The 17,471-nt window shown below is 73.9% G+C and carries 16 protein-coding genes and 1 pseudogene; 10 read left to right on the forward strand and 7 right to left on the reverse strand.

Annotated elements, in window-relative coordinates; genetic code table 11:
* The first annotated feature begins 57 nt into the window (after positions 1-57).
* Together ABD993_RS16135 and ABD993_RS16140 are read left to right on the forward strand one after the other, a co-directional pair.
* Positions 58-1,134, forward strand: a complete 1,077-nt coding sequence (locus ABD993_RS16135) for a fatty acid desaturase family protein (RefSeq protein ID WP_345418349.1) — start codon at positions 58-60, stop codon at positions 1,132-1,134.
* 18 nt (positions 1,135-1,152) lie between these two features.
* Entirely contained in the window at positions 1,153-1,839 is a 687-nt protein-coding gene (locus ABD993_RS16140; RefSeq protein WP_345418352.1) for a hypothetical protein, read from the forward strand.
* 52 nt (positions 1,840-1,891) lie between these two features.
* Here the strand turns inward: ABD993_RS16140 and ABD993_RS16145 are convergent, their stop codons facing one another.
* From ABD993_RS16145 to ABD993_RS16175, 7 genes and pseudogenes are all read right to left on the reverse strand, one after another.
* Positions 1,892-2,086 (reverse strand): hypothetical protein, encoded by a 195-nt coding sequence (locus ABD993_RS16145; protein WP_345418355.1) that lies wholly within the window; start codon positions 2,084-2,086, stop codon positions 1,892-1,894.
* Positions 2,083-2,649 (reverse strand): isopentenyl-diphosphate Delta-isomerase, encoded by a 567-nt coding sequence (idi, locus tag ABD993_RS16150; RefSeq protein ID WP_345418358.1) that lies wholly within the window; start codon positions 2,647-2,649, stop codon positions 2,083-2,085. The genes ABD993_RS16145 and idi overlap by 4 nt, the downstream gene beginning before the upstream one ends.
* 254 nt (positions 2,650-2,903) lie before the next feature.
* Positions 2,904-3,365: pseudogene (locus tag ABD993_RS16155) on the reverse strand (transaldolase family protein); the annotation flags it as partial.
* A complete protein-coding gene (locus tag ABD993_RS16160; protein ID WP_345418361.1) occupies positions 3,352-3,516 on the reverse strand; it encodes a hypothetical protein in 165 nt (54 codons plus the stop codon). The pseudogene ABD993_RS16155 and the gene ABD993_RS16160, both read right to left, overlap by 14 nt.
* 284 nt (positions 3,517-3,800) lie before the next feature.
* On the reverse strand, positions 3,801-5,015 hold the full coding sequence (locus ABD993_RS16165) for an APC family permease (protein WP_345418364.1): 1,215 nt from the start codon (positions 5,013-5,015) through the stop codon (positions 3,801-3,803).
* Between the two features lie 114 nt (positions 5,016-5,129).
* Positions 5,130-5,930 (reverse strand): ABC transporter permease, encoded by an 801-nt coding sequence (locus ABD993_RS16170; protein WP_345418366.1) that lies wholly within the window; start codon positions 5,928-5,930, stop codon positions 5,130-5,132.
* On the reverse strand, positions 5,927-6,874 hold the full coding sequence (locus ABD993_RS16175) for an ATP-binding cassette domain-containing protein (RefSeq protein WP_345418369.1): 948 nt from the start codon (positions 6,872-6,874) through the stop codon (positions 5,927-5,929). The genes ABD993_RS16170 and ABD993_RS16175 overlap by 4 nt, the downstream gene beginning before the upstream one ends.
* A gap of 80 nt (positions 6,875-6,954) precedes the next feature.
* On the opposite strand from ABD993_RS16175, the gene ABD993_RS16180 reads away from it, so the two are divergent.
* The 8 genes from ABD993_RS16180 to ABD993_RS16215 all read left to right on the forward strand — a co-directional run bounded on the left by ABD993_RS16180 (position 6,955) and on the right by ABD993_RS16215 (position 17,449).
* Entirely contained in the window at positions 6,955-7,638 is a 684-nt protein-coding gene (locus ABD993_RS16180; RefSeq protein WP_345418372.1) for a TetR/AcrR family transcriptional regulator, read from the forward strand.
* Positions 7,639-7,857: 219 nt separating this feature from the next.
* A complete protein-coding gene (gene kdpF / locus ABD993_RS16185; RefSeq protein ID WP_345418375.1) occupies positions 7,858-7,959 on the forward strand; it encodes a K(+)-transporting ATPase subunit F in 102 nt (33 codons plus the stop codon).
* Positions 7,960-7,996: 37 nt separating this feature from the next.
* The gene (gene kdpA, locus ABD993_RS16190) at positions 7,997-9,640 is read left to right on the forward strand and encodes a potassium-transporting ATPase subunit KdpA (RefSeq protein ID WP_345418378.1); all 1,644 of its coding nucleotides are present in this window, start codon (positions 7,997-7,999) and stop codon (positions 9,638-9,640) included.
* Positions 9,637-11,700: a potassium-transporting ATPase subunit KdpB gene (kdpB, locus tag ABD993_RS16195; RefSeq protein WP_345418381.1), complete on the forward strand. Its 2,064-nt coding sequence runs from the start codon at positions 9,637-9,639 to the stop codon at positions 11,698-11,700. The genes kdpA and kdpB overlap by 4 nt, the downstream gene beginning before the upstream one ends.
* A complete protein-coding gene (locus ABD993_RS16200) occupies positions 11,701-12,315 on the forward strand; it encodes a potassium-transporting ATPase subunit C (protein WP_345418384.1) in 615 nt (204 codons plus the stop codon).
* Complete coding sequence (locus ABD993_RS16205; protein WP_345418387.1) at positions 12,312-14,939, forward strand: DUF4118 domain-containing protein; 2,628 nt, start codon at positions 12,312-12,314, stop codon at positions 14,937-14,939. The genes ABD993_RS16200 and ABD993_RS16205 overlap by 4 nt, the downstream gene beginning before the upstream one ends.
* A 229-nt stretch (positions 14,940-15,168) precedes the next feature.
* The gene (locus ABD993_RS16210; protein ID WP_345418389.1) at positions 15,169-16,944 is read left to right on the forward strand and encodes a GAF domain-containing sensor histidine kinase; all 1,776 of its coding nucleotides are present in this window, start codon (positions 15,169-15,171) and stop codon (positions 16,942-16,944) included.
* Between the two features lie 232 nt (positions 16,945-17,176).
* Positions 17,177-17,449, forward strand: coding sequence for a hypothetical protein (locus ABD993_RS16215; RefSeq protein ID WP_345418392.1), 273 nt, complete (start codon positions 17,177-17,179; stop codon positions 17,447-17,449).
* The last annotated feature ends 22 nt before the right edge of the window (positions 17,450-17,471 follow it).

Here is a 17,471-nt window from a genome sequence, read left to right on the forward strand (position 1 = left end):
TGCGTCCCCTGACCCCGGTCGTCGTCCCCATCACTCCTTCCGGACAGCCGAGGTCCCATGGCGCCCACGACCGGTCTCCGACCCCGAGACCCCTCCCGCACGGCGAAACCGAGCCTGTACACACCGCTCAGCCGCGACATCCTCGCCCTGGGCCTGATGCGCCGCCGCCACGCCTACTACTGGACCCGCTTCGCCGCCCTGCTCGGCGCGTTCGCCGGGGTGATCGCGGCCGTGGTGTGGCTGGGCGACACCTGGTGGCAGCTCGTGCCCGCCGCCGTCCTGGCCCTGGTCAGCGCCCAGTTCGGGTTCCTCGGCCACGACCTGGCCCACCGACAGGTCTTCGCCTCGGCGAGCTGGAACGTCTGGTCGGCGCGGGTGGTCTCCGGGCTGTTCACCGGGCTGAGCTACAGCTGGTGGATGGGCAAGCACAGCAAGCACCACAACGCCCCGAACCAGGAGGGCAAGGACCCGGACATCGGGTCGGGCGTGCTGGCCTTCACCCCCGACGCGGCCGCGGGCCGCACCGGCTTCGCCGCCTGGTTCACCCGTCGGCAGGGCTGGGCGTTCTTCCCGCTGCTGACGCTGGAGGGGCTGTCCCTGCACGTCGCGAGCGTGCAGACGCTGTGGGGCGACCGGAGCCGTACCCACCGGTTCCTCGAGCTCGCGTTCATCGCGGTGCGGCTTGGCGGCTGGCTCGCGCTGCTGGCCGTGCTGGTCTCGCCCGGGATCGCCGTCGCCGCCGTCGGGATGCAGCTCGCGCTGCTCGGCCTGCTGCTCGGCGGCTCGTTCGCCCCGAACCACAAGGGGATGCCGCTTGTCCCGGCCACGGTGAAGGTCGACTTCCTGCGCCGCCAGGTCCTCATGTCCCGCAACATCCGCGGCGGTCCGATGACCGACTTCATGATGGGCGGGCTCAACTACCAGATCGAGCACCACCTGTTCCCGAGCATGCCCCGGCCGAACCTGCGACACGCGCAGTCGTACGTCCGGGCGCACTGCCGCGAACACGGCGTCGCCTACACCGAGACCGGCATCTGGCAGTCCTACGGGATCGTCGTCCGCTACCTGAACGCCGTCGGCCTCACCGAGCGGGACCCGTTCCGCTGCCCGGTGGTGCAGCGGTACCACTCCTGAGCCGACGGGGGGACAGCCGTGTCGGAACACATCGAGTCGGAACACATCGAGTCGGACCACACCGGGCCGGGCCGCCTCGCCCGCCTCGCCCGTGTCGTCGGGACCGGAGCGGGGACGCTCCTCTGCGTCGTCGGGGTCCTCGCCTACCCCGCGGTGGTCCTGACGATCTGGGCGCTCGCCGTCCTGCTCGTCGGCCCGGCCGCCGCCGTGCTGGTCCACGGCACGGGCCGGGGCGGCCGCGTCGCCGTCCGGTGCGGAACGGCGGCCACCGCCGTCCTGATGGCGGCGGGCGGCGCCGTCGCGGGGCTGGTCGCCGTCCTGGGCGCGGCCGCGGTCCCCGTGGTGCTCGTGGCACTGGGGGGCGGCGCGTTCCGGGTGTGGCGGCGCCGGGCGGTCTGGGGGCGGCGCGTGCGGGGGCTGCTCACCCCGGCGGCCATGGCCGTCGAGGTCGTCCCGGCCGAGGTCCACCTGCGGCAGGTCCGACCCGGGTCGGTGAGCACACTCGCGCTCTGCGTCGCCTGGCAGCGCAGCTACGGGCTGATCAGCGACCCGCGGGTCCGGGACCGGCGCGGCGAGGTCGCCGCCATGCGGCAGACCCTGCTCGACGAGCTGGAGCGCCGCGACCCCCAGGGCTTCCGTCGCTGGCTCGACACCGAACCCCGCCCCGACGGCGACCCGAGGCGCTACCTCACCACCGAGCGCTGACCCGCCGCGCTCGGGGCGTGCTGCCGGCGGGCGAGGGCGAGGTCCTCCCCGGTCAGGCGTCGACGTACCCCGCGGCGTCCCCGACCAGGAGCACCCGGCCCGCCACCCGGCGCCGGGAGCCCTGACGCAGCGGCCCGGCTCCCCGCACCCCACCCGCGGCTTCGGCGTCGCGGAGCAGCGCCGCCAGGTCGGGCACAGCGGCGAGGCGGTCGTCGAACGAGCCGCGGCCGGTCCCGAGGGTGCTCACCCGGTCGATGCCGCCGCGGACACCGGGCGGTGCGCGGCGAGCAGCGGGATCTGCAGGCGCGCCCAGGGGGAGAGGATCGAGTCGGACTTCCCGGCCTCCCGGACCAGGTGCGGCCACGACCACCACTGCCAGGACTCGACCTCGTCCGGCCGGGCGAGCGGGATCTCCTCGATCCGGCACACCATGACCGGGCACAGCTCGTTCTCCTCGATCCCGCCGCTCGCGGCGCGGTAGGAGAAGTCCGGCAGCACCATCGTCAGCTCGTGGGCCCGGACGCCGAGCTCGTGGTGGAGCCGCCTGCGCACCGCGGCCGCCACGCTCTCGCCGGGGGCCGGGTGCCCGCAGCACGTGTTGGACCACACCAGCGGGAAGGTCTGCTTGAGCCGGGAGCGCTGGGTGACCAGGACCCGGCAGGCGTCGTCGAAGCCGTAGCAGGAGAAGCCGAGGTGGCGGGGGGTCGAGGCCTGGTGGACGGTGGCCTTGTCCGCGGCCCCGACCGGCCTGCCCCGGTCGTCGACCAGGACGACCTGCTCGAGGCCCGCCGCCGTGTCACGCGAGAACACGGAGCCCCCGACCGGGCGCGGGGCGGGTGGTGGCGTGTGACATCTGGAGCTCCCATGCGTGGACGAGAGCCGAGGTGGGGGCCCGACTCGCCGGTGGTGGTGCGCCACGCCGGGGTCCGGGGCATGAACAGCGAGAACGCTGCTGTCCGAATGACGGTAGGGGCCGGGCCGGGACCCGGCAACCCGAGCCGTCACCCCTCGACGTCCCGCTCCAGGGCCGGGAACACCTCGGTGAGGTCGATGCCGACGGCCTGGAGCGCGTCGAGCCGTCGGTCGATCTCCCCGTCGACCCGGGAGACGAAGAACGACGCCAGGTTGGGCCGGTCGACGGTGCGCCACAGGTCCACGGCGTCCGCGTCGGTGTCGTCGGCGAGGGTCGGGTCGACCTCGAGGGGCACCCGCCCGTCGACGCCGCCGCTGGTCTCCCAGGTGCCGCGGAACAGGTCGCAGGCCTGCTGCACGTCGGCCACCGTGATCGCGCGGATGGCCGCGGGAACGTCGGTGTCCGCGGCCACGAGCTCACGGACCTGCTGGTCGTAGGCCTCGCCCCGGGCCAGGGCGGTGGCGAAGACGGTGGGGTTGGTCGTCACCCCGACCACGCTCCGCTCGCGGATCAGCGCGGCGAGGCCGCCGGAGCGCAGCCGTTCGCGGGAGGTCGTCAGCCGGACCGACACGCCCGCGGACGACAGCTCGGCGAGGCGGTCACGCGGCGGCATTGAGCCACCGCCCGGGGGTGGTGAGGATGCCGGCGAGCTGCTGCCCGGGGCGCTGCTGCTCGCCGTGCACGGCGGAGAGGACGATCATGTCTGCGGTCAGCGCGGGAATGGCCCACTGACACCACGCGAGCTGCCGCTGGGCCGCGGCCACGTCGGGCGGGGTGATCGGGGACGGGTCCGTGGCACATGGGGAACCCCTGGGGTCGGTGGACGTGTGCCGTCCACTGAGGACGACTCGGGTGACCCGCACATGGCTCGACGGGAGGGCAGCGAGGACGGGGCGCGCCGCCGGTGAAGGGCCCGGAACGAGGGGCCCCGGACGACGGGTGGTCGTACGCCACGCCGGGTCCAGGGCATGAGGGCCGAGATGTCGCTGCTCGTCCTCGACGCTAACCGTGGTCCCGGGGGCCGGCAACTCGACACCGCCGGGGAGGCTCAGCCCAGCCGCATCCGCACAGCCCTGCCCTCGAGCCCGACGGCGAACACGGCGGCGCCGACCAGGACCGCCTCGACCGGCAGCGTGACCACGAGCACGACGCACCCGACCAGCCCCGCCACCGCGACGGCTCGCCTGCCCGGTCCCAGGGTGAGCGCCGCCGCGTTGGCGATCGCGTAGTAGACGAGCACCCCGACCCCCGCGAACCCGATGGCGCCGCGCAGGTCCGCGGTCAGCACCACCGTGACCGCCACGAGGCCCACGGCGAGCTCGGCCCGCCGCGGCACCCCGGTCCGCCGGTCGACGGGCGCCAGCGCCCGGGGCAGCTCCCCGTCGGCCGCCATCGCGGCCAGCGTGCGCCCGACCCCGGCGACCAGGGTGAGCAGCACCCCCGCACAGGCCGCCGCCGCGCCCACCCGGACCACGGGCTCCGCGGCGGCGAGCCCCCCGGCGGTGGCCACCTGCACGAGCGGGGCCGTGGCACCGGCGAGCCCGGCGGGGCCGAGCACGAGCAGGGCGGTCGTGCCCACCAGTGCGTACACCACCAGCACCGCGCCCAGCGCGATCGCGACCGCGCGCGGGATCGTCCGCGCGGGGTCGCGCACCTCCCCGCCGAGGGTGGTGATCCGGGCGTACCCGGCGAAGGCGAAGAAGAGCAGGCCGGCGGCCTGGAGCACCCCGAGCGGGCCGCCGGTCGGCGCCTCGACCGGGGCCGTGTGCCCGCCGGCGAGGCCCGCCGCGACCACCAGCACGAGGGTGGCCAGGGTGAGGGCGAGCAGGACCCGCGCGGCGAGCGCGGTCCGGGTCACCCCGAGCAGGTTCACCGCCGTCAGCAGGAGGACGACCACGACCGCGGGCACGCTCGGGTGCGCGGGCCAGACGTACGCGCCGAAGGTCAGCGCCATCGCCGCGCAGCTCGCCGTCTTCCCGACGACGAACCCCCAGCCCGCCGTGAACCCCCACACCGGCCCCAGCCGCCGTCTCCCGTAGACGTAGGTGCCGCCGGACTGCGGGTGGCGCGCGGCGAGCCGGGCCGACGACGTGGCGTTGCAGTAGGCCACGATCCCGGCGATGACCAGGGCGACCAGCATCCCGCTGCCCGCGGCCGCGGCGGCGGGCCCGAAGGCGGAGAACACCCCGGCCCCCAGCATCGACGCCAGCCCGATCACGACCGAGTCGCCCGGACCCAGCCGTCGAACCTGCGCACCCGTCATGCGAGGGACCGTAGGCGGTGAAGGTGACCAACGGGTGCCGCGGCGCTCGACCGCCGACGGGCTCGACCGGCAGGATCCGCGTCGAGCCGCCCGGGGCCGCCCGAGCGGTCCTCGTCACCTCTCCTGCCGGGCGTACCGCAGGGAGCAGAGGGGCACGAACAGGAGCAGGAACAGGGCCACCCACGCCAGTGAGGCCGTGATCGGGTTCTCCAGCGGCCAGGCGTCGTTCGTCGGGGCGGTGGGGTTGCCGAAGAGGGTGCGCACCGCGGCGGCGAAGGCGCTCACCGGGTTCCAGTCCGCGACCGTGCGCAGCCAGGCGGGCATGCCTGCGGTGGGGACGAAGATGGTCGACAGCATGGCGAGCGGCAGGACCAGGATCGACAGCTGCGAGGCGGTCTCCTCCCTGCCGATGACCAGCCCGAGGTACATCCCGATCCAGGTCGACGCGAACTGGGCCGCGACCAGGATGCCGAGCGCGCCGAGGGCGGCAGGCACGCCGCCGTCGATCCGCCAGCCGACGGCGAGTCCGCACACGGCCATCAGCAGCAGGCACGCCGCGCCGTAGACCGCGGCGGCCGCCGCCTGGCCGAACGGGATGGCGGCGCGGCTGATCGGGAGCGACCGGAAGCGGTCGACCGATCCGCGCCCCGCGTCCCGGGCCATGGTGACCATCGCCGGGACCGGGTTGAACGCGATCAGCACGAACAGTCCGGGGACGAGGAACTCGCGGTAGTCCCCCGCGCCCGGCAGGGCGATGGCGGGCCCGAAGACGTAGCCGAAGATGAGCGTCATGACGACGGGCGCGCCGACGGTCACGGCGATCGCGGTCGGGTCGTGGCGCATCCGGGCGAACATCCGGGCCGCCGCCGCGGCCCCGTCGGTGAGCGGACGCGGGCGGGTGTCGAGCGTGCTCATGCGGCGTGCTCCTTCGCGGTGAGGGTCAGGAAGACCTCGTCGAGCGTGGGGCGGCGGACCGCGGCGTCCGTGATCGCCACCCCCGCGGCGTCGAGGTGACGGACGACGGCGGGGAGGGTCACGGCGTGGTCCGACGTCGGGGCGCTCACCCGACGGCGATCGGGATCCACCTCGGGTGCCGCACCGGAGACCGCGGCCAGGGCGGACGCCGCCGCCAGCAGGTCCGAGGGGCTGTCCACCTCGATGTCGATACGGACCCCGATCCTCGCCTTGAGCGCGTCGGGCGATCCGGTGGCCACCGCACGGCCCCGGTCGATGATCACGACGTCGTCGGCGAGCCGATCGGCCTCCTCCAGGTACTGGGTGGTGAGGACGACGGCGGTGCCCGCGGCGACCAGACCCCGGACGGTCGCCCAGATCTCGGTGCGGCTGCGCGGGTCAAGGCCCGTCGTCGGTTCGTCGAGCAGGAGGACCGGGCGCGGGACGACGAAGCTGGCGATCAGGTCGAGCCGCCTCCGCATGCCGCCGGACCAGGTCTTCACGAGCCGGTCGGCGGCGTCGGCCAGGTCGAATTCGGCCAGGAGCTCGTCCGCCCGGGCGCGGGCCCCGCGGCGGCCCAGGTGGAGCATCCGGCCCAGGACCACGAGGTTCTCGCGTCCGGTCAGGTCGTCGTCCACCGCGGCGTGCTGGCCCGCCAACCCGACCGAGCGCCTGACCGCGAGCGCGTCGGTGACGACGTCGTGTCCGAGCACTCGGGCACGCCCGGCGTCGGGCGTCACGAGGGTCGCCAGGACCCGGACCGCGGTCGTCTTGCCCGCGCCGTTGGGTCCGAGCAGGGCGCACACGGTGCCCGGTCGGACGGTGAGCTCGAGCCCGTCGAGGGCGCGGACCGAGCCGTAGGCCTTGACCAGGCCCTCGACGGAGACCGCGGGGTCGTTCGTCATCCTCACTCCTTCTGTGAGCAGTGTTCGCAGTAGCAACGGTACTACACTGCGAGCGCTGTACGCGGAAAAGGAGTCCGGGGATGCCGGAGAGCCGGAGCATCTGGCTCCGCAGGGAGCGGAGCGGGCGGGGGCCGACCCCGGAGCACGGCCGCGACCGGATCGCCGCCGCCGCCATCGACCTCGCCGACGCAGGTGGGCTGGACGCCGTGTCGACGCGGAGGGTCGCCGCCGCCATCGGGGCCGGTGCGACCTCGCTCTACCGCTACGTCCGGAGCCGCGACGAGCTGCTGGAGCTCATGCTGGACACCGCCACCGGCGAGCTCGACCTGACCGCACCCGTCACCGGCGACTGGCGCGGCGACCTCCTCGTCCTCGCCCACGACCTCCGGGCCGTCTACCGCAGGCACCCGTGGCTGCTGGACCTGGCCCAGGGCCAGGCGCCGCTCACGCCGCGCAGCGTCGCGTTCCTGGAGTACGCGTTGGCCATCCTGCGGGACGTGCAGGCGCCGGGCGGCGCCAAGATGGAGGCGATCGCGCTGGCCACCGGCCTGGTCGCCCAGCTGACCCGGTTGGAGGTCGCCGCGGGACGGAGCTCGGCCGACTGGCAGGCGGCTCAGGTGGAGTACCTCACCGCGATCGTCGCGGAGGGCCGCCACCCGAACCTGAGCGCCGCCATCGCCGCCCCCGGCGGGGCCGGGGACGGCGAGGACGTGCTCGACCGCGTCCTCCCGCGCGTCGTCGCCGGCGTCCTGGGGATCGCGTAGGCGCATCAAGGACGCGTCAAGATCGCCGAGATCGGCATCAAGGTCGCGTAGCACCGCTGTCCGCACGGTCCCGCCCGCGCACAGACTCGCTCCCGGCTCCGTCGGAGGTCCCGGCGGAGAGTGGAGAGGGAGTTGTCCGGTGGCCGATGTGCTCTACGCACTGCTGCTGGTCGGCGGGTTCGCCGTCCTGGTGCTGTGCCTGCGTGGGCTGGAGCGCCTGTGAGTACCGCCGATCTCGTGACGAACGTCGTCGGCGGAGTCGTCGCGCTCGCACTGCTCGTCTACCTCGTGGTGGCGCTGCTGCGGCCGGAGAGGTTCTGATGCGTCCCGACGTGCTCCGTCCCGCGGGGGGACGGTCGTGAACGACACTCTCGCGGGCCTGCTCCAGGTCGCGCTGCTGCTGGTCCTGCTCGCGGCCTGCTACGCCCCGCTCGGCGACTACATGGCCAGGGTCTTCACGTCCGAGAAGGACTGGCGGATCGAGGCCGCCCTCTACCGGTTCGTGCGGGTCGACGCGCGGTCCGGGCAGCGTTGGCCCACCTACGCCCTCGGTGTGCTGGGCTTCTCGTTCGTCTCGATCGTGCTGCTCTACCTGCTGCAGCGCCTGCAGCCGGTGCTGCCGATGTCCTTCGGCCGCGGCGCGGTGGAGCCGTCGATGGCGTTCAACACGGCGATCTCGTTCGTCACCAACACGAACTGGCAGTCCTACGTGCCCGAGCAGGTGGTGGGCAACACCGTGCAGATGGCCGGGCTGACGGTGCAGAACGTGCTGTCCGCCGCCGTCGGGCTCGCGATCGCCGCGGCGCTGATCCGTGGCTTCGTCCGCGCGGGCACCGACCGCATCGGCAACTTCTGGGTCGACCTGACCCGGGCCACGCTGCGGATCATGTTGCCGCTGTCCCTCGTCGCGGCGGTCGGCCTGCTGGCCATGGGCGTGACGATGTCGCTGCGCTCCGGTGTGGACATCGGCGGCAGCACCGTGCCGCTCGCCCCGACCGCCTCGCAGGAGGCGGTGAAGATGCTCGGCACCAACGGCGGCGGGATCTTCAACGCCAACTCGGCGCACCCGTTCGAGAACCCGAACGCGCTGTCGAACCTGTTCGAGAACTTCCTGATGCTCGTCATCCCGGTCTCGATGACGCGCACGTTCGGCACGATGGTGGGCAACCGTCGTCAGGGCACGGTCCTGCTGTCGGTGATGGGCGCGCTCTGGGGCGCGCTGCTGGCGGTGGCGTGGTTCGCCGAGACCCACCCCAACGGCGCCGCCGGGATCGCGGCCGGGTCCCTGGAGGGCAAGGAGACCCGCTTCGGCATCCCCGGCTCGATCCTGTTCGGGGTCTCGACGACGGGGACCTCGACGGGCGCGGTGAACTCGCTGCACGACAGCTACAGCGGCGGCGCGGGCGGGGTGACCCTGCTGAACATCCTGCTCGGCGAGGTCGCACCCGGCGGCGTCGGGGTCGGGCTGGTCGGCATCCTGGTGATCGCGATCATCGCGATGTTCCTGGCCGGCCTGATGGTCGGGCGCACCCCGGAGTACCTGGGCAAGAAGCTCGGGCAGCGCGAGGTGACGTTCGCCGCGGTCTACATCCTGGTGATGCCCGCGATCGTGCTGCTCGGCGCCGGTCTGGCGATCGCGCTGCCGGGCACGCTCGACGCGCTGAACAACGACGGCGCGCACGGCTTCTCGGAGGTCCTCTACGCCTTCGCCAGCGCCGCCAACAACAACGGGTCGGCCTTCGCGGGCATCACCGTGACCAGCGACTTCTTCCAGTCGACGCTCGGCTTGGCGATGGTGTTCGGCCGGTTCGTGCTGATCCTGGCGGTCCTCGCGCTGGCGGGCTCGCTCGCCCGGCAGAAGCGGGTCGAGGCCACGGCCGGGACCCTCGCCACCGACAAGCCGCTGTTCGGGGTCCTCGTCGGCGGGACGCTCATCCTGGTCGCCGCCCTCACCTTCTTCCCGGCGCTCGCGCTGGGGCCGCTCGCGGAGGCACTCTCGTGACCACCACTCTGGAGAAGCCCGTCGAGTCGGCGGGCGCGCCCGTCGAGGCGGGCGCGTTCCGGCCGGCGCAGCTCTGGGCCGCGCTGCCGGAGGCGCTGCGCAAGCTCCACCCCAGGGCCCAGCTCCGCAACCCGGTCATGTTCGTGGTGTGTGTCGGCTCCGTGCTGGTCACGCTCGACGCGATCTTCTCGCCGAGCCTGTTCGGCTGGCTGCTGGCCGTGTGGCTGTGGTTCACGGTGCTGTTCGCCAACCTCGCCGAGGCCGTCGCCGAGGGGCGCGGCAAGGCGCAGGCCGAGACCCTGCGCCGGACGAAGCGGGACACCGTCGCGCGGCTCGTGGACGGCACCACCAAGGGGGGCACCGAGCTGCGGGTCGGCGACCGGGTCGTGGTCGTGGCGGGGGAGACCATCCCCGGTGACGGCGACATCGTCGAGGGCATCGCGACCGTGGACGAGTCCGCCATCACCGGCGAGTCCGCGCCGGTCGTCCGCGAGGCGGGCGGGGACCGCTCCAGCGTCACCGGCGGCACGACCGTGCTGTCCGACCGGATCGTCGTGGAGATCACCACGAAGCCCGGTGAGTCCTTCGTGGACCGCATGATCGCGCTCGTCGAGGGGGCGTCGCGGCAGAAGACCCCCAACGAGATCGCGCTGACGATCCTGCTCTCGGCGCTGACGGTCGTCTTCCTGCTCGCGGTCGTGGCCCTGCAGCCGATGAGCGCCTACGCGGGCGGCCCGCAGGACGTCGTGGTGCTGGTGGCCCTGCTCGTCTGCCTGATCCCGACGACGATCGGCGCCCTGCTCTCCGCGATCGGCATCGCGGGCATGGACCGGCTCGTGCAGCGCAACGTGCTCGCCAAGTCGGGCCGCGCCGTCGAGGCGGCGGGCGACATCGACACCCTGCTGCTGGACAAGACCGGCACCGTCACCTTCGGCAACCGGCGCGCCACCGAGCTGCTCCCGGTCTCCGACGCCACCGCGGAGGAGCTCGCCGTCGCCGCCCGGCTGTCCAGCCTGGCGGACCAGACCCCGGAGGGGCGCAGCATCGTCGAGCTCTGCGCGCGGGAGTTCGGGCTGTCCGCGGAGGCCTCCGCGGCGGAGGCCCGCGCGGAGTTCGTGCCCTTCAGCGCCCAGACCCGGATGTCCGGGCTGGACCTGCCGGAGCGGTCGGTGCGCAAGGGTGCGGGCTCCGCGGCGAAGGCCTGGGGTGCGCCGGAGTCCCCGGTGTGGGCCGAGGTCGAGCGGATCGCGGACGCCATCGGGGACGAGGGCGGCACCCCGCTCGCCGTCGTCGAGGCCGCCTCGCCGAGCGGCCGCGACGCGCGGGTGCTCGGGGTGATCCGGCTGTCCGACGTGGTCAAACCCGGCATCGCGGAGCGTTTCGCCGAGCTGCGCGCGATGGGCATCCGCACGGTCATGGTCACCGGCGACAACCCGCGCACCGCGCGGGCCATCGCCGCGGAGGCGGGCGTCGACGACCACATCGCCGAGGCCACACCCGAGGACAAGATGGCCTACATCAAGCGGGAGCAGGAGGGCGGGCGGCTGGTCGCCATGACCGGCGACGGCACCAACGACGCGCCCGCGCTGGCCCAGGCGGACGTCGGCGTCGCGATGAACACGGGGACGGCCGCGGCCAAGGAGGCCGGCAACATGGTCGACCTCGACTCGGACCCCACGAAGCTGATCGAGATCGTGGAGATCGGCAAGCAGCTGCTGATCACCCGCGGGGCGCTGACCACCTTCTCGGTGGCCAACGACCTGGCCAAGTACTTCGCGATCCTGCCCGCCATGTTCGCCGCGCTCCACCCGTCGCTGGGCCTGCTCAACGTGATGGGTCTGCACTCGCCGCAGTCCGCGATCGTGTCGGCGGTGATCTTCAACGCGCTGATCATCGTGGTGCTGATCCCGCTGGCGCTGCGCGGCGTGCGGTACCGGCCCAGCTCGGCATCGAGCCTGCTGCGGCGCAACCTGCTCGTCTACGGCCTCGGCGGCGTCGTGACGCCGTTCGTCGGCATCTTCCTGATCGACCTGCTCGTCCGACTCATCCCGGGGATGTAGATGTCCACCCTGCTCCGACAGACCTCGACCGGTCTGCGCCTGCTGCTCGTGTTCACCGTGCTCTGCGGGATCGTGTTCCCACTGGTGGTCTGGGGCCTGTCGCGGATCGCCCCGGGCAGCGCCGAGGGATCGGTGATCACCCGGGACGGCCGGGCCGTCGGCTCGTCGGTCGTCGCCGTCGACCCCGTCCCGGCCGACCCGGCCGCGGACCCGTACTTCCACACCCGGCCCTCGGCGTCGTCGCAGGACGTGCTCGGACCGACCGACACGTCCACCTCCGGTGGGTCCAACAAGGCGGCCGACTCGACCGACCTGCTGGACACCGTCGCGCAGCGCCGCGCCCTGATCGGCGAGCGCGAGGGCGTCGCCCCGGAGGCGGTCCCCGCGGACGCGGTCGCCGCGAGCGCGTCCGGCCTCGATCCCGACATCAGCCCGGCCTACGCCGCGCTGCAGGTCAACCGGGTCGCCCGGGTCACGGGCCTGCCCGCCGACGAGGTCGCGGGGCTGGTCGCGGGCGCCACCGACGGCCGGGTGCTCGGCTTCCTCGGGGAGCCCACGGTGAACGTGACGGAGCTGAACCTCGCCGTCGCGCAGGCGCAGGGACGACTGCCATGACCGGGTCCTCGCACAGCGACGGCGACCCCGGCGCCGAGCGCGCAGGCTCCGCGAGCGGCGAGCTGCGGATCCACCTCGGCGCCGCGCCGGGCGTGGGCAAGACCTACGCCATGTTGTGCGAGGCCCGGCGCCGTCGTGACCGCGGCACGGACGTCGTCGTCGGGGTCGTCGAGACCCACGGCCGGGCGAAGACCGCCGCCCTGCTCGACGGTCTGGAGATCCTGCCGCGCAGGCACACCGCCGTCGGGGGCGAGCTCGACGTCGACGCCGTCCTCGCCCGCCGCCCGGAGGTGGTGCTGATCGACGAGCTGGCCCACACCAACGCGCCGGCGTCGATGGTCGACTCCGCGGGCTCCGTCTCCGGTTCGCGGAACGCCAAGCGCTGGGAGGACGTGGAGGAGATCCTCGCCGCGGGCATCGACGTCCTGGCCACGGTGAACGTCCAGCACCTGGAGTCACTCAACGACGTCGTCGAGCGGATCACCGGGGTGCGGCAGCGCGAGACCGTGCCGGACGACTTCGTCCGCCGCGCCGAGCAGATTGAGCTGGTCGACATCACCCCCGAGGCGCTGCGGCGCAGGCTCGCGCACGGCAACGTCTACGCCGCCGAGAAGGTCGACGCGGCGCTGGCGAACTACTTCCAGGTCGGCAACCTCATCGCGCTGCGGGAGCTGGCCCTGCTCTGGGTGGCCGACGAGGTCGACGTGGCGCTGCGCAGGCACCGCACCGAGAAGCACATCTCGGAGACGTGGGAGACCCGGGAACGGGTCGTCGTGGCGTTGACCGGCGGGCCGGAGTCCGAGACCGTGCTGCGCCGGGCCACCCGGATCGCCAAGCGCGCGGGCCAGGCCGACCTCCTCGCCGTCCACGTGCTCCGCGGCGACGGGCTCGCCGGCGCCCCCGTCGGCGCGACGACCGCGCTGCGGACCCTGGCGGACGACGTCGGCGCCACCTTCCACACCGTCGTCGGGGACAGCGGCGCGGGCGGGGTGACCGACGCCCTGCTGGAGTTCGCCCGCGGCGCCAACGCCACCCAGCTGGTCCTCGGCACCTCGCGGCGCTCCCGGCTGGCCCGGCTGTTCGACGCCGGCATCGGCGCCCGGGTCGTGCAGGAGTCCGGCACGATCGACGTCCACATGGTCACCCACGCCGCCGCGGGTGCCACCGGGCTGCGGCTGCCGCTGCGGATCCGCAGCGCGGTGCCGATGAACCGGCGGATCCTCGGCTGGGTGTCGGCCGTGCTCGGGCCGGGCGTCGCGACCGTCGTCGGGGCCTCGCTGTACGAGGTGGTCGGGTTGTCCACCGACGTGGTGCTGTTCTTCCTGGCCACGGTGGTCGCGGCGCTGATCGGGGGCCTCGGGCCCGCGGTGTTCGCGGCGCTGCTGGGCGGGCTGCTGCTGAACTTCTTCCTGACCCCGCCGCTGTACTCGTTCACGATCGGCGAGCCCGAGAACGTCGTCACGGTGGGCGCGATGGTGGTCGTCGCGGTGCTCGTCGCGCTGGTCGTGGACCGGGCGGCGCGGCGCGGCGAGCAGGCGGCCCGGGCGCGGACCGAGGCGGCACTGCTCGCCTCCTTCGCCCGCACCGTGCTCACCGGAGCCGACCCGCTGCCCCGGCTGCTGGAGAAGGTGCGGGAGGCCTTCGGGCTGCGCTGCGTCGCGCTGCTGCAGGAGGAGCCCGACGGCCACTGGGACCGGGTCGCGGTCTCCGGGCCCCCGGAGTGCGGACGGCCCGAGGACGCGGACGTCGACGTCGAGGTGGAGGACGGCCTGCACCTCATCGGCACCGGCCGCGCCCTGCCCGCCCACGACCGCCGGCTGCTGGAGACCGTCGGCGGCCAGGCCCTGATGGCGCTGCGCGGGCAGCGCGCCGTGGAGGAGGCGGACCGCGCCCGGCGCCGCGCCGAGGTCAACGAGACCCGGGGCGCCCTGCTCTCGGCGGTCGGCCACGACCTCCGCAGTCCCCTGACCTCGATCAAGGCCGCCGTCGGGAGCCTGCGCGACCCGCTGCTGCGGCTCTCCGGCACGGACCGCGCCGAGCTGCTGGAGACGGTGGAGGAGTCCACGGACCGGTTGACCGGGCTGGTGGGAAACCTGCTCGACTCGTCCCGGCTGGCCTCCGGCGCCGTGCGGCCGCTGCTGGAGCGGGTCGGGTACGACGAGATCGCCGCGCGGGCCCTGATCGGGCTGCCGCAGGCCGAGCGGGTCGTGCTGGAGATCCCCGCGGGACTGCCCGAGGTGGTCGCCGACATCGGGCTGCTGGAGCGGGTCGTGGCCAACCTGGTGGACAACGCGCTGCGGCACGGGCGCGGCGCGTCCGTCGTGCTGCGCGCGAGCGAGCACGACGGACGCGCCGAGCTCCGCGTCGTCGATTCCGGCCCGGGGGTGCCGCCGAAGCAGCGTGAGAAGCTGTTCGCCCCGTTCCAGAAGCTGGGCGACCGCCGGGCGTCCGGGATCGGGTTGGGGCTGTCGGTGGCGCGCGGGCTGACCGAGGTGATGGACGGCACCCTGACCGCCGAGGACACCCCGGGCGGCGGCCTGACGACGGTCGTCTCCCTCCCCGTCGCGGTCGCCCGGGTCGCGCAGGGGGCCGCGCCGGTCCGAGAACACGACAGACGCCTGTGACGGCGGCGCCGACTCAGCGTGCGGTCGGGTGGTCCGACCAGCCCAGGAGCACACCCCTTCGGACTCGATACCGGGACAGAACCTGGACGGCGTGGCGGGACCGGTGGGTATCGTGGCGCCGGGCCCGCGGACCGCCGTCGGGCCGTGACATCCGCACGGTTGGTGGAGCGTCGGGGACTTCGCAGCTGCGCGCACGGGCGAGTACCGGTGCGACATGCTGGGGTGATGGATGTCCGACCCGCAGGCTCGACAGCCCGCTGCTGAGCAGGACTCGGACGGACGGCGTTCCGATTTCGCCTTCGTCGACGTCCCCCGCCTGGAGTTGGACCAGCTGCTCGGGCAGCTCGTCGACCGCGCCCAGGAGGTCATGGCCACCCAGGGCCGGTTGCGCGGTCTGCTGCGTGCGCACCAGGTCGTCGGCGCGGACCTGGACCTGCCGGTGGTGCTGCGGCGCATCGTCGAGGCCGCCCGGGACCTGATCGGCGCCCACTACGCCGCGTTGGGGGTCATCGGCTCCGACGGGCACCTGCTGCAGTTCATCCACTCCGGGATGCCGACCGAGCTCGCCGACACCATCGGGCATCTCCCGCAGGGCAAGGGACTGCTCGGGGCACTGATCGACACTCCGGAGCCCATCCGGCTGGCCCGCATCGCCGACGACGAGCGCTCGTCGGGGTTCCCGCCCGGTCATCCCCCGATGTCGAGCTTCCTGGGCGTCCCGATCCGGATCCGGGACGAGGTCTTCGGCAACCTCTACCTCGCCGAGAGCACCCGCGGCGCGTTCACCGCCGAGGACCAGGAGCTGGCCCAGGCCCTCGCCGCGTCCGCGGCGGTGGCCATCGACAACGCCCGCCTCTACGCCATCGCCCGCGAACGGGGCGATTGGCTGCGCGCGGCGGCCACCGTCACCCACACCGTGCTCGGCGCCCCGGCCACCGCATGGGGCGAGGCCGCCGAGACGGCCGAGGACCCGCTGGGTCTGATCGCCGACCTCTGCCGGCGCACCGCCGACGCCGACACGGCCACCGTGTGGCTACCCAGCGCCGACGGGCACCTGCGCTCCGCCGCACGGACCGGGACCGGCGACCAGCTCGAGATCGGGTCCGAGTTCGAGCTGTCGGCCGACATCCCGTTGTTCCGGGAGGTCCTGCGCACCGGCACGCCGTCTCGGCTCACCTCACCCGAGGAGGGCGGCACCGAGATCGACGACGCACGCTTCGACATCGGTCCGATCATGATCCTGCCGTTGACGGGGATTCACACCGGGCGGGGCGTCGTGACGGTGGTGCGCCGGCGGGGCCGCCCGGTCTTCACCGCCGAGGACCTGGACATGGCGGCGGGGTTCACCAACCAGGCCGCGGTCGCCCTCGAGCTCGCCGACGCACGGGCCGAACAGCAACGCATGGTGCTGCTCGACGAGCGTGACCGCATCGCCGCGGACCTGCACGACCACATCATCCAACGGCTGTTCGCCGCGGGACTGTCCCTGCACAGCGTGGCCGCCGGGATGCAGCCCGGGCGCAGCACCGACCGTGTCCTCGACGCCGTCCGTGAGCTCGACGGAGTCATCGGACAGATCCGCACCACCATCTTCGAGCTCGACCCACCTCCGACGGGCGGACACGACGGGTTGCGCGCCCGGCTGACGGACCTCGCCGTCGAGCTCACACCGATGCTCGGCTTCGAAGCCGACGTCCGGTTCGCCGGTCCGATCGAGACGGTCACCCCACCCCGGTTGCTCCCCGAACTCCTCGCCGTCACCCGGGAGGCGTTGACCAACATCGCCAAGCATGCCCGGGCCGCCGCGGCCGAGGTGAGCCTGACGACCAGGGCGGACGACCTCGTCCTGGAGATCCGCGACGACGGAGTCGGCATCCCCGACGGCGGCCGACGCAGCGGCCTGGCCAACATGCGACGGCGCGCGGAACACCACGGCGGCTCCTTCACCGTCCGAGCCGGGGATCCCCGGGGCACCGTCTTGACCTGGACCGTTCCCGTCGGCTGAGCCGACCCGGTGGCGCGGCGGCACCCCGGGCGCCGGTCGTCGCCGCGCGCTCGGTCCCCGTCTCGCTCCGCTGCCGCCCCCGGGTCGCCGTGGTGGTCGGGCCGATGGGCCCTTCCCCTGACTCCCGGGGCTTCGCATCGTGCTCCGGCGGGCACGACGGCGGTGGACTCGCCATCATCGTCCGCTCGGGAGGAAGTCCGAGTCCGGATGGCGCGCGGCGGAGGAACGGGACGTGACGATCACCGACGACAGGGCGGTCGAGCTGGTCCGGTCCTGCCTGGATCTGTACCGGCGAGGGGTACCGGCGCCTGCCCGGCTCGCCGCTCTGGACCAGGCCCGGATGGCCGTGCGCGGCGTCGACCCGGACGCCGCCCGGCACTGCCTCTCGGCGGTGTGCGACATCCTCGACGCCCTCCAGCGCGGACCCCAGGACGCGGTACACGCCGCAGTCCAGCGTGGCAGGCGCGCCCTGACACGGACGGTCGCCGAAGACGGGGACATCTGACAGTCCCCGGCCATCGCACGAC

The sequence above is a fragment of the Pseudonocardia xishanensis genome, from assembly GCF_039541715.1.
Taxonomy (GTDB): Bacteria; Actinomycetota; Actinomycetes; order Mycobacteriales; family Pseudonocardiaceae; genus Pseudonocardia; species Pseudonocardia xishanensis.